Source organism: Paenibacillus sp. F411 (genome assembly GCF_017582705.1).
GTDB classification, from domain to species: domain Bacteria; phylum Bacillota; class Bacilli; order Paenibacillales; family Paenibacillaceae; genus Paenibacillus_AQ; species Paenibacillus_AQ algicola.
Genome location: NZ_JAGFIP010000005.1, coordinates 74,116 through 86,990, shown reverse-complemented (window position 1 = coordinate 86,990; position 12,875 = coordinate 74,116). Strand labels below are relative to the sequence as shown.

Sequence of the window (12,875 nt, the reverse complement as noted above, 5' to 3'; positions counted from 1 at the left end):
ATTGATTAATCACTCTCCTCCTGGTCAATGCTGTAATAGAAATCTTTGCATGCACTGCAGGACGGAACCATTATACTTAGACGTTGGGAGGCTGCCGTTATGTGGCTCCTGCTTGCACTCATTGCGTTTGTGCTTCAGATGGCGGCTGTGCTGCTGCTGGAATTCCGCAACCCGTCCAAGGCGGTGGCCTGGATGTTTATTCTGTTCTGCCTGCCTTTGCTCGGCTTCATTCTCTACTACTTTATTGCCCAGGATTACAGGCAGCGGCTCAAAATCCGCAATCGGGGCACCCGGCTCTTCCGTGAAATCAAGAATCATCTGTGGGACCGCGCAGCGGTGGTGGATCAGGTATCCGGCATGCATAACCCCGAATTCAAGCACAATCTGAGGCTGTTCAATCTGCTGAATCACTTGTCCGAGACGCCGATTACGGGCTGCAATACGACCCGGGTGCTGACGGATGGGGAAGAGGCCTTTGCTGCGATGCTTCACGCGATGGAGCAGGCAAAGGATCATATCCATGTGGAATTTTATATCTTTCGGCATGATTCAATCGGGACGAAGTTCCAGGATGTCATGATCCGCAAAGCCAAGGAGGGCGTGAAGGTCCGCCTCATCTGTGACGGGCTGGGCAGCTATAAGCTGAAGCGCTCATTCATCCGCAGGTTTAAGGATTCGGGCGTAGAGTTTCACTTCTTCCTTCCTGCGATGGTGTCCGTGCTGAACCGGAGGATCAATTACCGCAATCACCGCAAAATTGTCGTGGTAGACGGCACGGTCGGCTTTCTCGGCGGCATAAATGTCGGTGACGATTACTTGGGCAAATACCCTGATATGGGCTATTGGCGCGATACGCATCTTGAGGTGCAGGGGGACGCGGTCTATTTTCTCCAGAATGTCTTCCTGCATGACTGGCGGCTCGCTGCCGGTGAAAAAATCGTCGATATGGCTCTCTTCCCCAAGCATCAATGCAAGGGGGATGAGCAGGTGCAGATTCTGAGCAGCGGTCCGGATCTGAACTGGAACGCAATTCAGGAGATGTGCTTCGGATCTATTTCGGTAGCCAAGGAGCGCATCTGGATCACAACGCCCTATTTCATCCCGGATGAAGGCATCTTTGAAGCACTCAAAACGGCGGCCGTCAGCGGGGTAGATGTGCGCATCATCATCCCGGACAAGGCGGATTCACGACTCGTCAAGCTGGCTTCACTCTCGTATGTAGAGGATCTGATTACGGCCGGCGTACGATTTTATGAGTATCAAAAAGGCTTCATCCATGCGAAGGTGCTCATCGTGGATGACCTGCTGGGCTCGGTAGGAACGGCGAATATGGATATGCGGAGCTTCTTCTGCAACTTTGAGCTGACGGCGGTCATGTTCGATCCGCAGCCGATCGGGCATCTGGTAGCTGATTTTCAGGAGGATCTGACGCACAGTAAGGAGATTGACGAGGAGGCCTTTCACAAACGGGGACGCGCGCAAAAAGCAGCGGAGATCTTCTGCCGCATGCTGTCTCCCATGCTATAAGGAAGGGCTGATCACTTTATATTATCGGGAGGCGGTGAATATTGTTTCACCTCCTCCTTTTCTATATCGCAAGGTTATGTGATAAAATAAACATATTACATGACAGGCCGCAAGACGGCCGTTGGGTTAAGAATCGGGGGAATCATATGTCCAGTGAACTGAAATCCTTGTCCAAGCCGGCACCACCGCCGCGCGAGCAGCAGGTGTCACCTGCCGCGAAGACGCCGGTGCAGCCGGAGAAGCAGCCTGCCAAGTCGATGTGGGCGAGATTGCTGCGGCGGCTCATTTTTCTCACCCTGGGTGCGGGCTTTATGGCTGTGGGTCTGGAAATCTTCCTCGTCCCGAACCGCATTATTGACGGCGGAATTACAGGCATCTCCATCATGGTATCCCATGCAACCGCACTGCCGCTGGGGATCTTTCTGACGCTATTTAACCTGCCCTTTCTGTTCATGGGGTATAAGCAAATTGGCAAAACGTTCGCGCTTTCTACGCTTTTTGCCGTTTTGGTTATGTCTCTGGGAACGTATCTGCTGCATCCGGTGGCTCCCATTACGATTGATCCGCTGCTTGCAGCCGTCTTCGGGGGTGTCATTCTGGGGATCGGCGTCGGTCTGGTCATCCGCTCTGGAGGATCGCTCGACGGCACCGAGATTGTAGCCATTCTGTTCAGCAAGAGGCTGCCGTTCTCGGTCGGAGAGATTGTGATGTTCATCAATCTGTTCATCCTGGGCAGCGCCGGCTTCGTCTTCGGTTGGGACCGGGCCATGTACTCTCTGATTGCCTACTATCTGGCGTTCAAGCTGATTGATATTACGATCGAGGGGCTGGATCAGTCCAAATCGGTATGGATTATCAGCGACCGCTACAAGGAGATCGGGGATGCTCTGACCCAGCGTCTGGGACGCGGAGTGACTTACCTGGATGGCGAGGGTGCTTATACCGGCGACAGCAAGAAGGTCATCTTCACCGTTATTACGCGCCTGGAGGAAGCGAAGCTCAAGACCATCGTGGAGGATTGGGATTCGCAAGCTTTCCTCGCTGTAGGCAATATTCACGATGTGAAGGGCGGACGGTTCAAGAAGAAGGATATCCACTAACAAGAAAGCATCCTGCATATCGCGTTTGGCGCGTATGCAGGATGCTTTTTTTTCTATGAAAGATCAGGTCTGCTTCTTGCGCAGATGTCCCAGAAGAGGTGCCAGTGGCTGGGGAGGGAGGAGAGACAGCAAATCCCCTTTCTCCTGGAGCCGCTCCTCAATATTGAGCAAATGATAGGAGGAAGGCGAGACATTCCGATTCACCTCTTCCCAGGTCAAGGGTGTAGAGACTGTGGCACCGGGACGTGCGCGGGGAGTGTAGGGAGCAGCCAGCGTGCGTCCGCTGTAATGCTGAAGATAATCGAAGTAAATCTTGTTGCCGCGGTGCTTCTTCAGCCGCTCTACCGTAAACAGCTCGGGATGCTTCTGGGATACATACTGGGCGAGAAACTGTCCGGCGCTGCGCAGCTCCTCGAAGGTCAGCCCGGCTTCAATCGGCACGATAATCTGCACGCCGGTAGCCCCGGACGTCTTGGGAACGGACTGGATGCCGAGCGAGCGGAGGAGCTCTCCTACGAGGCTGGCTGCTTCCATGATGCGCGGCTCCTCGGGAAGTGTGGGATCCAGATCAATCATCCATTCGCACGGCAGTGTACTGCCGGCAGCGTGCAGCGACGGATGAAACTCCAGTGCGGCGAGATTACCGAGCCACAGCAGCTCGGGCAGGCCATTCAACAGCACGTAGTTAATCTTCTCATGAACGGCGGTCTGGACGAAGGAGGGACGCGGCTGAGGCGCATTTTTCTGATAAAAGGATTCTCCCGCAGCCCCGTGCGGATAGCGGATGGTCGTGAGCAGCCGATTGGACGTGTAACGCAGCAGAAATGGAGAGAGGGCGGTCAGCTTCTGCAAATACATGGCTTTGGTAATGCCGACCTCGGGCCATAAGGGCTTGTCCGGATTCGTAACCACGATGTCCTGGCCCTCAATCCTCAGCAAGCCTTTCACTTGCTTCCTCATTCCGGCTCCAGCCCTTCCAAATGCAGCAGCTTCGGATGACGCATCATACCGTCCTGACTCCACTCCAGAAACGTGACCGTAAGCTGTAGAGGCAGGCTGAGCCACTGGATCTGCTCCTTGCGCCCAGCCGCAGGCGATGGTGACCAGCGCGGCGGCCCGGGATGCTGCTGGGCAAAGGAGAGCAGCTGACGCCTCAGCGGCTCGGTTAGCCCGAGGGAGACTCGTCCGATATAGGCATCGTCTTCACCCAATACAACGAGACTGGCAACCCGTCCTTCCCGCAGAATGATTCCGGGTGAGCTGGCTTGTACGGTGAGTGCTATCTTCTTCTTCAGCCAATCCTTGTGTTTCTTGCCTTCGCGGTAAGGTGCGCTGAGGCGCTTGATGACGATGCCTTCCCAGCCGCGCTCCTGTGCCCATTCCCACAGGCGGGGACCATCACGAAACAGCTCGGACAGCAGCAGACCAGGCTGCTTCGCCATCAGCTCCTGGAGACGAGCGTGTCGCTGCTCATACGGCAGCGTACGCAGATCTTCTTCACCTTCGATCAGCAGGTCAAACAGAACATAGGTGAGCCGGGGACTCTGGGCGGCAGCGACTCTGGAGCGCTCGCGCTGCAGCACCTTCTGAAACACCGGCCGTCCCTGCTCCGGATCGAAATAAATGACCTCCCCATCCAGCAGCAGGCGCTGCTGAAATCCGCTGCGCAGACATGCTGTAATCTCTGGATACAGGGCCGTCTTATCCAGCAGCTTGCGTGACATGAGCGTCACCTTGCCGTGCTCTACAAGCGCCAGGATGCGCACGCCATCCCACTTCAGCTGGTAGCCCCATTCCTCGCCCTCCGGAATGTCGTCCACCGCAATGGGCGCCATCGGCTCCCTCGGAAACAGGGGGCTGCCGCTGGCCATCAGGAGCCGGCTTCCGGTGACTTGGCTTTACGGCTCTGCCGCTTCGGCTTGGCCGGGGGAGCGGCGCCGACGTCCCCGCTAACCTTGGCCGCAGCTGCAGCCGCCGGCTTCCGGGCAGGCTTGCGCTTTTTGCCGGCGTCCCCGGGGTCCGTCGCAATCGGCTTGACAGCCTCAATGCTGGCCTGCAAGGCAGCCATCAGATCGACAACATTGCTCTCCTGCGCCGCCGGAGCGACCTTAATTTCCTCGCCCGCAATCTTGCTCTGGATCGCACCAAGCAGCCGTTCCCGGTAATCATCTGTATACTTTCCCGGCTCAAACGGCGTGGACAGCTGCTCGATCAGCATGCGCGCCATGGTCAGCTCCTTGTCATTGACGGCGACGCCTTCCGGCAGGTTGGGCACCTGTGACAGCGGCCGAATCTCATCGGGATAAAAAATCGTCTCGATCACGAGGCATTCATCCAGCACGCGGATGGCAGCGAGGCTGCTCTTGGAGCGGATGGCGATTTTGGCGATGCCGATTTTGCCCGACAGCCGCATAGCCTCCAGCAGCAGGCGGTATGCATTGGACCCTGCCTGATCGGGAGAGAGATAATACGTCTTCTGGAAATAAATCGGATCAATATCCGTCAAATTCACAAAGTCAAGAATCGTAATACTCTTGCTGTTTGCATCGGTGAGCTGCTCGAGCTCTTCTTTTTCAAAAAGAACAAAGCGTCCCTTCTCGTACTCATAGCCCTTGCTGATGTCCTCCCATGCCACTTCCTCCTCGCACACGGGGCATTTGCGAACATAGGACAGCGGGCTGCCGCAGACTTTATGTAAATATTTCATCGAAATATCCTTATCTTCTGTGGCGGAGAACATTTTGACAGGGACATGGACCAATCCGAAGCTGATGGCACCCTTCCAGACGGTATGCATGTGGCGGCACAACCTTTCTATCCTTGATATCGCTTCTGTATAAACTATTTATAGTTTGCCCCAAAAAGTACCTCCTTATGACGCTACGGCCTGCATAATACCGGGGGGATGGAGGCATATTGAGAAGGGATTCCTGGCAGAAAAGGAGCATGCATAACCATGAAGCAGCACGAAAGACGAGGCAAGGAAAGCGGCGGACTGCCGGATCAGCACAGCTCACTCTTCAATGAGGACGCACTGGAGCCTGTAAACGGCGAGATGCTGGATTGGGAGGAGCTGACCGGCGAGGACCGGGGCTTGTCCCGGGAATCGACGATGTTTGATGTGGACCGGATGATCAACGAAGGGCTCGGCGGCGGATACGTGACAGAAGATGACAACGGGGAGATCGGAGAGACGACCACAGATACGATGAATACGGTGGACGAGACTCCCCGCTATGGAGAGGAGGAATAGAGGATGGAGATGCAGCGCGCTATTCATATTTTTGAATCACCGGATACGATTAAGGTTCATCTTGCCGGCCAGCCGGTGTGGATCGAGGAACTGGACCATGCCAACGGCATGGCGACGGTGCAGGTGGGCTCCCGCCCGGCCAACACGATGACGGTCAGTGTAGACCGCCTGCAGGAGGGCGAGTGAGGTTTTATTAGAGAGTCCTATGTAAAAGAACGGGAAGTAAATGAAACAGTAGTTGTATCACAGTTCCTTACGGACATGCTGAGCGATAGTGCATGCTAGTATAATCCTCAAAGGAGTCTTCATATGCAAACAAAAAAGCCGCTAAATTTAGCGGCTTTAAATCAAAGAGTTTGTCTATCTTAGATAGACAAACTGAAAGTCATACATAAGGAGTTAACTCGCTATTTAGGATCTTTACTTTTAGGGAAACATGTTTATGGTTGGTATTCTACTCTCCAAAGCTTGTTCCTGGAAACAAGGTGTATCGTTCTAAATACTGGGTCGATTTCGGTACGATCATCACCGATTTAATTTTGTTAGTTCCCTCAAATGTGAATTTCCATTTCTCTACTTTGACATTGTAATCATCTTCTGCGGTGACTCGTTGCACAATACGTACAGTTAAAGTATTTTCACTGCGGTCTACAGGTTGCATTTCGATAATGCTGGCCATATTGTAGTTTCCAATAGGGAAGCTTTCATTATAAATATCTGTTCTGAATCCCGGTGCGTTTAATGCAAGTACATCTTCCTTCCGTCGATCATCGTAGGCCATAATCCAATTAAATGCTAGATCACGCTCATTTACATACGATACGCTGCCGGTTTCCGTTTTGAAGTTCGGATCAGAATTGACATACACGGTTTTACTCTTATTATCCCATTGAATATTTGCTCCAAGGCCTTCAGATATTGTACGAAGTGGTACATAGACTGTTCCATCAATAATTTTCGGTGCTGTTGTGCTTTGAGTGATATTGCCATGAACAAAGACTTTAGGTACTACTGTTGAAGCATAAGCACCTGCGCAAAATACGGTTGTGAGCAGGATTCCAGCAAGTCCTATTTTGACAATGCGTTTCATTAGTTCTCCTCCAAGCTGTATTTAAATGTTAATACATGTAATTAATAATAGGGTAAAATGGAAGAATAATCAAAAAAACATACAACACGCAGTAGTTATCCATTTTTTGATTATCCAGTTACTTATGCTTTTGCGGCAAAGAAGACAACCGCCATCTTGTGTTACGAAGCACCTATGTAATAATAAGAAGAATCATTGATGCCGGGAATCAATAACCTTAACGCTTCCATTTATACAGAGTCACAGGAGCCGGGGAGTCCCGGCTCCTTTTTGCGTCCTGCGCTTCGCTTCCCTTGCGGGTGCTTGTTGGGACCGATATAATTAAGGACATGTTGGAGCTGACGATTAGCATTCACGTATGGGGTGAATACAAGTGACAGAAACATTTAATTACGAGTCTTCCGGGCTGGAGGATACGGAGCGGCTGGCCGTTTGGCTGGCTGGCGTGGTACAGCCTGGTACGGTCATTGGCCTGGACGGGGATCTTGGGGCGGGTAAAACGGCCTTTTCCCAGTGCTTCGCCCGCGCGCTAGGCGTGAGTGGTGTGGTAAACAGTCCGACCTTTACCATCATTAAAGAGTACGAGGGGCGATTGCCGCTCTACCATATGGATGTGTATCGTTTATCCCTGGAGGAAGCGGATGAGCTGGGGCTGGACGATTATTTTTACGGCGATGGTGTGTGCCTGGTGGAATGGAGCTCGCTCATCACAGAGCTGCTGCCACAGGAGCATCTGCATATTCACCTGGAGCACCGGGGCGACTCGGCCCGCCTTATTACGCTGACCGGCCAGGGTGACATCACGGACGGCTGGTGCCGCGACTTGAAACAGAACGGGGTTAGATAGCGATGAGCAGGAATCAAAGCAAGCCGCGACAGCGGCTTTTGGCGTTGGATACGTCCACAGCCTCGCTGGCTGCAGCTGTGCTGGAGGATCAGGAGCTGCTGGGCGAAATTCATGAAAGTGTAGAACGAAATCATTCGGTTCATATGCATCCGGTGCTGGAGCGTGTTCTTCAGCAATCAGGGGTTACCGTTGCCGATTTGGACGGCATTGCGGTCGGTGTGGGTCCAGGATCTTATACCGGCGTGCGCATGGCGGTGACTGCGGCCAAGACCCTGGCCTGGGCGAACGACATCCCGATTGTGGGGATATCCAGCCTGCACGCACTGGCATGGGGCGGTTTGGAGCAGGCGCTGAAGAGGCACGACGAAGCGGGGGCTGGCCGGCATTGGGTCATTCCTGTGATGGATGCCCGCAGAGGCCAGGCCTATACGGCGTTATTTGAAGGAAGCACGGGTGCTGCACCGGAGCGGCTTGCACCGGATGCCATCCGGCTTATGCAATCTTGGGTGGAGGAGTTAAGTGAACGGCTGGTCACGCTGGAAAAGGACTCTTTGCCAGCGGGAATCTGGTTTACTGGAGACACCGGGGTTCACGCCGATGCAGCATCCAGACTGGCTGAGGTTTATGGAGGACCGGTAACGGTTCTTCCTTATGAGCTGGAAGGCCAGTGGGCGGGTCTGCTGGGAGCAGCGCGGCTGCTGCGAGGAGAGCGGGACGAGCCGCATACGCTGGTACCGAATTATACACAGCTGTCTGAGGCAGAAAGCAATCTGCTGCGCAAGCGGTGAAGGGAGGCCAGCATCAGATGAAGCAACAGGAGCACCCGGAGCGGGAGGCGGGGCTGACATTCAGGCGTATGACCCTGGACGATATCCCCAGCGTGATGGAGGTCGAGCAGGATGCCTTCAGCCTTCCGTGGACCGAAGAAGCGTTTCAAAATGAGATGACGATGAACCATTTTGCCCATTATATGGTCATGGAATATGAAGGCCAGCTGATCGGCTATGCGGGGATGTGGACGATCGTCGACGAGGCCCATATTACGAATGTTGCCCTGCTGGGGGACTACCGGGGCCGAAAATGGGGCGAGCGTCTGCTGGACGAGCTGATGAAGACGGCGGCTTTTATGGGGATGGAGCGCATGACGCTGGAGGTACGGGTAAGCAATGAGGTAGCCCGGAATCTGTATGTCAAAAAAGGCTTTGCCCCCGCCGGCATCCGCAAAGGCTATTATTCCGACAATCAGGAGGACGCCCTCATCATGTGGGCAGAGCTTGATGCTTACCGGGCACAGGCTCAGGAGGAAGGAAGCGAAGATATATCATGATAGAGCAAGAGCATAAGCAAACACATTCGGCAGCTTCAGACGTCTCCAGCCTCATTCTGGCGATTGAGACCAGCTGTGACGAAACCTCGGTTGCGGTTGTGCGTGACGGACATGAGGTGCTGTCTAACGTGATCGCGAGCCAGATCGAAACCCATCAAAGCTTTGGGGGAGTTGTGCCCGAGGTCGCATCGCGCAAGCATGTGGAGAACATCACTTTGAGCATCCAGGAGGCCGTGCAGCTGGCAGGTGTGAAGCTGCAAGAGCTTTCTTGTATTGCAGTCACCCAGGGACCGGGACTGGTTGGAGCGCTGCTCGTGGGCGTCGTGGCTGCCAAAAGCCTGGCGCTTGCCCTGGACAAGCCGCTCATCGGAACGCATCACATTGCCGGGCATATTTATGCCAACCGGATTGTCTCTCCGCTGGAGTACCCGTGCATGGCGCTCGTTGTGTCGGGAGGACATACGGAGCTGGTCGATCTGCAGGAGGAGGGAGACTTCCGCCTGATCGGACGCACCCGGGATGATGCGGTTGGAGAGGCGTATGACAAGGTAGCGCGTGCACTGGGCTTCCCTTATCCGGGAGGGCCGCATGTAGACAAGCTGGCGCTTGAAGCCAGCGAGGCGGTAGAGCTGCCGCGGGTATGGCTGGAGCCAGACTCCTATGATTTCAGCTTCAGCGGCTTGAAATCGGCGGTGCTGAATGCTGTTAACCAGAGCAAAATGCGCGGTGAAGACGTGCAGACCGCGGCCATTGCGAAGGGCTTCCAGGATTCAGTGACGGAGGTGCTGGTGGAAAAAGCGATCCGTGCCGTCAAGGAATTCGGCAGCCAGCAGCTGCTGCTTTGCGGCGGGGTCGCGGCCAACCGCGGTCTGCGGCAGCGCCTGAGCGCCCGCTGTGAGCAGGAGGGCATCCCGCTTCTCATCCCTCCGCACGTGTACTGCACGGATAACGCGGCTATGATCGCCGCCGCAGCTCACCTCAAGTGGAAGCAGGGAGCCGTCAGCGGGCTGGATCTAAAAGCGGATCCCCAGCTCAAGCTGGAGGAGTGGTAGTGACTGGTGACCCCAAAAAGAGGCTGTCCCCCAAGATCCTGGATCTTTGGAGGACAGCCTCATCTTTTTTTACAATAAAACACACGAAAAATTACATTAACCGTATTGCACTATTACGAAACAAAGTGGAAGTCAAGTTGTGGACAGACTTATACACATATTCTACCCAAATTGTGCATAAGTCTGTGGAAGGCTGATAGACAGCGATTTTACAAAAGACTGAAAGTGAGAACAATATTTTCACAATTAGGTGTGAATTCTGTGGATAATGTGTACAACTTCGTGGATAATATTGGTCATAGTGATGAAAAAGCCAGTTTATAAGCAAATGAAGCGCTTTTTATCCCCGGATGAGGGCGGAGTTATTCACTACATCTGGGGATAAGTCTGTGCACAACATTTGATGTGTAAACAAGTTTACAATCATGAATATTTTGTGAACATCGCTGTAAATTTTCTCCCAGTATGTCCAAATACCTAAGATCATACGGCTGGGATGAGATTAGAGTGAGACACCTTAGGCTTCCTCCAGCAAATTCTCCCACTCTGCAAAAATCGGATTCAGCTCTTCCTTCAGTGCATCCAGCTGCTGCTGCTTCTCCTGCAGGGCGACATAGTCCTGATATACCTCCGGCAATGCCATTTCTCCCTCCAGGCTGGCAATCTCGTTCTCCAGCTCCTGGATGCGGTTCTCCAGCGTTTCCAGCCTGCGCTGCCGGTTCCGTTCTTCGCGCTTCGCCTGCTTGTCCGCTTCATAAGAGGAGGCCCCTGGCTTATCGGCTGCTCCGGCATCCGGCTTGGACTCCTTGCGGGCTGCAGACGAGTCAGAGGTCTTCTGAAACGGCTCTCCGGGCTCGTAGCCCAGCTCCAAGAGCTCTTTCTTTTTCTCCGTATAATCGTCATAATTACCCAGGAAATGCTCCGCACCCTCCGTATGCAGCTCAATAATCCGCTCCGCCATTTTGTTCAAGAAGTAACGGTCGTGAGAAATGAACAGCAGAGTACCCTCGTAATCCATCAGGGCGGACTCCAGCACCTCTTTGCTGAACAGATCCAGATGGTTGGTCGGCTCGTCAAGCACGAGCATATTGGCTTCCAGGAGCATGAGCTTGGCCAGGGAAACACGGGCTTTTTCCCCGCCGCTAAGAGAGCTGATCTTCTTCAGAACATCCTCACCGCTGAACAAAAAGTTGCCCAGCACGGTACGAATCCTTGCCTCTTCAAAATGGGGATAGGTGCCCCATAGCTCCTCCAGCACGGTATTGGAGGGGTTCAGGTTAGACTGCTCCTGGTCATAGAAGCCCAGCTTCACCTTGGTTCCCCATTGAAAAGTACCGGCGGCCGGCTGCATATCTCCCATCAAGCATTTCAACAATGTGGATTTCCCGATCCCGTTCGGTCCGATTAACGCTACGGTTTCTCCGCGGCGCAGGTCGAAGGAAACATTGCGGAACAGCGTGCTGCTTCCCTCAAAGGACACGGCCAGATCACGGGCCTGCAGCACTTCTTTGCCTGACATATATTCGGTCTCAAAAGAGAAGTGAGCCTTCTTCAAATCTCCTGCCGGACGGTCCAGCCGCTCCAGCTTATCCAGGGCTTTACGCCGGCTCTGTGCCCGCTTGGTTGTAGACGCCCGAACGATGTTACGCTGAATGAAGGTTTCCATCTTCGCAATCTCATCCTGCTGCTTCTCGTACTGCTTCAGCTGCGACTCATACTCTGCCGCCTTCAATTCAATATATTTGCTGTAATTACCGGTATAGCGTCGGGATTGATGCCGCTCTACTTCTACAATTGTCGTCACGAGCCGGTCCAGAAAATAACGGTCATGAGAGACAACGAGCAGTGCGCCGGCATACCCTCGCAAATAATCCTCCAGCCACGTTAAGGTTGCGATGTCGAGATGGTTGGTAGGCTCATCGAGCATGAGAAGATCCGGTGACTGCAGCAAAATGCGGGCGAGTGCAAGGCGGGTCTTCTGCCCGCCGCTTAAGGTGGAAATGAGCGTCTCCTGCGAAAAGCCGCCAAAGCCCATACCGTGCAGTACACTGCGAATCCGGGTTTCCATCTCATATCCGCCATGGTCCTTGAACCAGTCGGAGCGGGCGGCATAGCGGGCGAGCAGGTCCTCGTATTGCTTGGAGTCACTGCTGCTGCTCCGCTCGGCGATTTGCTGCTCCAGCTGGCGAAGCTCGCGCTCGGTGTCCAGCAGCGGGGCGAACACCTCTCGCATTTCTTCCCCGATGCTGCGGCTGGACTGAAGTCCGCTGTTCTGGGCCAGATAACCGATTGTAGTTTCCTTGGATTTAAAAATCTGTCCGCTGTCGTAGGACATTTCGCCGGCCAGCACTTTCAGCAGGGTAGATTTACCGGCTCCGTTCACTCCGACCAGGCCAATCCGCTCACGCTCCAGAATCTGCAGATTCACCCCCTCCAGCACGGGAGTAACGCCGTATGATTTCTTAATTCCGTTCGCTTGTAACAGCATGCTGTGTAATACCTCCATCTATATCTTGAACTTTACGGGAAGATCTAGAGCTCTTGCAGATCATCATGTCACATTAAAGCCAGTTTACATGAAAAATAAAAAACAAGCGACAGATCACGTCATCGCTTCCGCATTCTTGGCGAAAGGGAGGAACAGTGGTAAACTAAACTTAAATAAGATCCGAGAGGAAG

General features: G+C 53.7%; 13 protein-coding genes. 8 read left to right on the top strand and 5 right to left on the bottom strand.

The genetic code is table 11. The annotated features are described in order from the left end of the window. Positions 1-99: 99 nt before the first annotated feature. Both cls and JJQ72_RS07305 read left to right on the top strand, forming a co-directional pair. The gene (gene cls / locus JJQ72_RS07310; protein WP_208203234.1) at positions 100-1,527 is read left to right on the top strand and encodes a cardiolipin synthase; all 1,428 of its coding nucleotides are present in this window, start codon (positions 100-102) and stop codon (positions 1,525-1,527) included. Positions 1,528-1,673: 146 nt separating this feature from the next. Beyond that, on the top strand, positions 1,674-2,627 hold the full coding sequence (locus JJQ72_RS07305) for a YitT family protein (protein ID WP_175415342.1): 954 nt from the start codon (positions 1,674-1,676) through the stop codon (positions 2,625-2,627). 63 nt (positions 2,628-2,690) lie between these two features. Here the strand turns inward: JJQ72_RS07305 and ligD are convergent, their stop codons facing one another. Genes ligD through ku form a run of 3 tightly spaced genes read right to left on the bottom strand, consistent with a single transcriptional unit; the run spans position 2,691 to position 5,424 of the window. Then, complete coding sequence (gene ligD, locus JJQ72_RS07300) at positions 2,691-3,587, bottom strand: non-homologous end-joining DNA ligase (RefSeq protein ID WP_208203233.1); 897 nt, start codon at positions 3,585-3,587, stop codon at positions 2,691-2,693. Then, on the bottom strand, positions 3,584-4,498 hold the full coding sequence (locus tag JJQ72_RS07295) for an ATP-dependent DNA ligase (RefSeq protein ID WP_208203232.1): 915 nt from the start codon (positions 4,496-4,498) through the stop codon (positions 3,584-3,586). The genes ligD and JJQ72_RS07295 overlap by 4 nt, the downstream gene beginning before the upstream one ends. Further along, entirely contained in the window at positions 4,498-5,424 is a 927-nt protein-coding gene (gene ku / locus JJQ72_RS07290) for a non-homologous end joining protein Ku (RefSeq protein WP_208203231.1), read from the bottom strand. The genes JJQ72_RS07295 and ku overlap by 1 nt, the downstream gene beginning before the upstream one ends. Positions 5,425-5,583: 159 nt before the next feature. Between ku and JJQ72_RS07285 the strand changes: the two genes are divergently transcribed. Together JJQ72_RS07285 and JJQ72_RS07280 are read left to right on the top strand one after the other, a co-directional pair. Continuing rightward, positions 5,584-5,880 (top strand): hypothetical protein, encoded by a 297-nt coding sequence (locus JJQ72_RS07285; RefSeq protein WP_208203331.1) that lies wholly within the window; start codon positions 5,584-5,586, stop codon positions 5,878-5,880. A 3-nt stretch (positions 5,881-5,883) separates the two neighbouring features. Continuing rightward, positions 5,884-6,066 carry an H-type small acid-soluble spore protein gene (locus tag JJQ72_RS07280; RefSeq protein ID WP_208203230.1) on the top strand — a complete coding sequence of 61 codons (183 nt, stop codon included), beginning with the start codon at positions 5,884-5,886 and terminating at the stop codon, positions 6,064-6,066. 268 nt (positions 6,067-6,334) lie between these two features. Here JJQ72_RS07280 and JJQ72_RS07275 read toward each other — a convergent pair whose 3' ends face one another. Next, positions 6,335-6,970 carry a copper amine oxidase N-terminal domain-containing protein gene (locus JJQ72_RS07275; RefSeq protein WP_208203229.1) on the bottom strand — a complete coding sequence of 212 codons (636 nt, stop codon included), beginning with the start codon at positions 6,968-6,970 and terminating at the stop codon, positions 6,335-6,337. 373 nt (positions 6,971-7,343) lie between these two features. On the opposite strand from JJQ72_RS07275, the gene tsaE reads away from it, so the two are divergent. From tsaE to tsaD, 4 genes are read left to right on the top strand one after another with little or no spacing between them, the layout of a single operon-like run. Further along, positions 7,344-7,817 (top strand): tRNA (adenosine(37)-N6)-threonylcarbamoyltransferase complex ATPase subunit type 1 TsaE, encoded by a 474-nt coding sequence (tsaE, locus tag JJQ72_RS07270; protein WP_208203228.1) that lies wholly within the window; start codon positions 7,344-7,346, stop codon positions 7,815-7,817. Between the two features lie 2 nt (positions 7,818-7,819). Beyond that, positions 7,820-8,605 carry a tRNA (adenosine(37)-N6)-threonylcarbamoyltransferase complex dimerization subunit type 1 TsaB gene (gene tsaB, locus JJQ72_RS07265; RefSeq protein WP_208203227.1) on the top strand — a complete coding sequence of 262 codons (786 nt, stop codon included), beginning with the start codon at positions 7,820-7,822 and terminating at the stop codon, positions 8,603-8,605. Between the two features lie 17 nt (positions 8,606-8,622). Then, a complete protein-coding gene (gene rimI / locus JJQ72_RS07260) occupies positions 8,623-9,144 on the top strand; it encodes a ribosomal protein S18-alanine N-acetyltransferase (protein WP_208203226.1) in 522 nt (173 codons plus the stop codon). Then, positions 9,141-10,196: a tRNA (adenosine(37)-N6)-threonylcarbamoyltransferase complex transferase subunit TsaD gene (gene tsaD / locus JJQ72_RS07255; RefSeq protein WP_138226830.1), complete on the top strand. Its 1,056-nt coding sequence runs from the start codon at positions 9,141-9,143 to the stop codon at positions 10,194-10,196. Before rimI ends, tsaD begins: the two co-directional genes overlap by 4 nt. 517 nt (positions 10,197-10,713) lie before the next feature. Here tsaD and abc-f read toward each other — a convergent pair. Then, complete coding sequence (gene abc-f, locus JJQ72_RS07250) at positions 10,714-12,684, bottom strand: ribosomal protection-like ABC-F family protein (protein WP_208203225.1); 1,971 nt, start codon at positions 12,682-12,684, stop codon at positions 10,714-10,716. Positions 12,685-12,875: the final 191 nt, after the last annotated feature.

Excerpts from the sequence above, each read along its gene's own strand:
- cls (WP_208203234.1), top strand. The coding sequence starts at position 100 with ATGTGGCTCCTGCTTGCACTCATTGCGTTTGTGCTTCAGATGGCGGCT.
- JJQ72_RS07305 (WP_175415342.1), top strand. The coding sequence starts at position 1,674 with ATGTCCAGTGAACTGAAATCCTTGTCCAAGCCGGCACCACCGCCGCGC.
- ligD (WP_208203233.1), bottom strand. The coding sequence starts at position 3,587 with ATGAGGAAGCAAGTGAAAGGCTTGCTGAGGATTGAGGGCCAGGACATC.
- JJQ72_RS07295 (WP_208203232.1), bottom strand. The coding sequence starts at position 4,498 with ATGGCCAGCGGCAGCCCCCTGTTTCCGAGGGAGCCGATGGCGCCCATT.
- ku (WP_208203231.1), bottom strand. The coding sequence starts at position 5,424 with ATGCATACCGTCTGGAAGGGTGCCATCAGCTTCGGATTGGTCCATGTC.
- JJQ72_RS07285 (WP_208203331.1), top strand. The coding sequence starts at position 5,584 with ATGAAGCAGCACGAAAGACGAGGCAAGGAAAGCGGCGGACTGCCGGAT.
- JJQ72_RS07280 (WP_208203230.1), top strand. The coding sequence starts at position 5,884 with ATGGAGATGCAGCGCGCTATTCATATTTTTGAATCACCGGATACGATT.
- JJQ72_RS07275 (WP_208203229.1), bottom strand. The coding sequence starts at position 6,970 with ATGAAACGCATTGTCAAAATAGGACTTGCTGGAATCCTGCTCACAACC.
- tsaB (WP_208203227.1), top strand. The coding sequence starts at position 7,820 with ATGAGCAGGAATCAAAGCAAGCCGCGACAGCGGCTTTTGGCGTTGGAT.
- rimI (WP_208203226.1), top strand. The coding sequence starts at position 8,623 with ATGAAGCAACAGGAGCACCCGGAGCGGGAGGCGGGGCTGACATTCAGG.
- tsaD (WP_138226830.1), top strand. The coding sequence starts at position 9,141 with ATGATAGAGCAAGAGCATAAGCAAACACATTCGGCAGCTTCAGACGTC.
- abc-f (WP_208203225.1), bottom strand. The coding sequence starts at position 12,684 with ATGCTGTTACAAGCGAACGGAATTAAGAAATCATACGGCGTTACTCCC.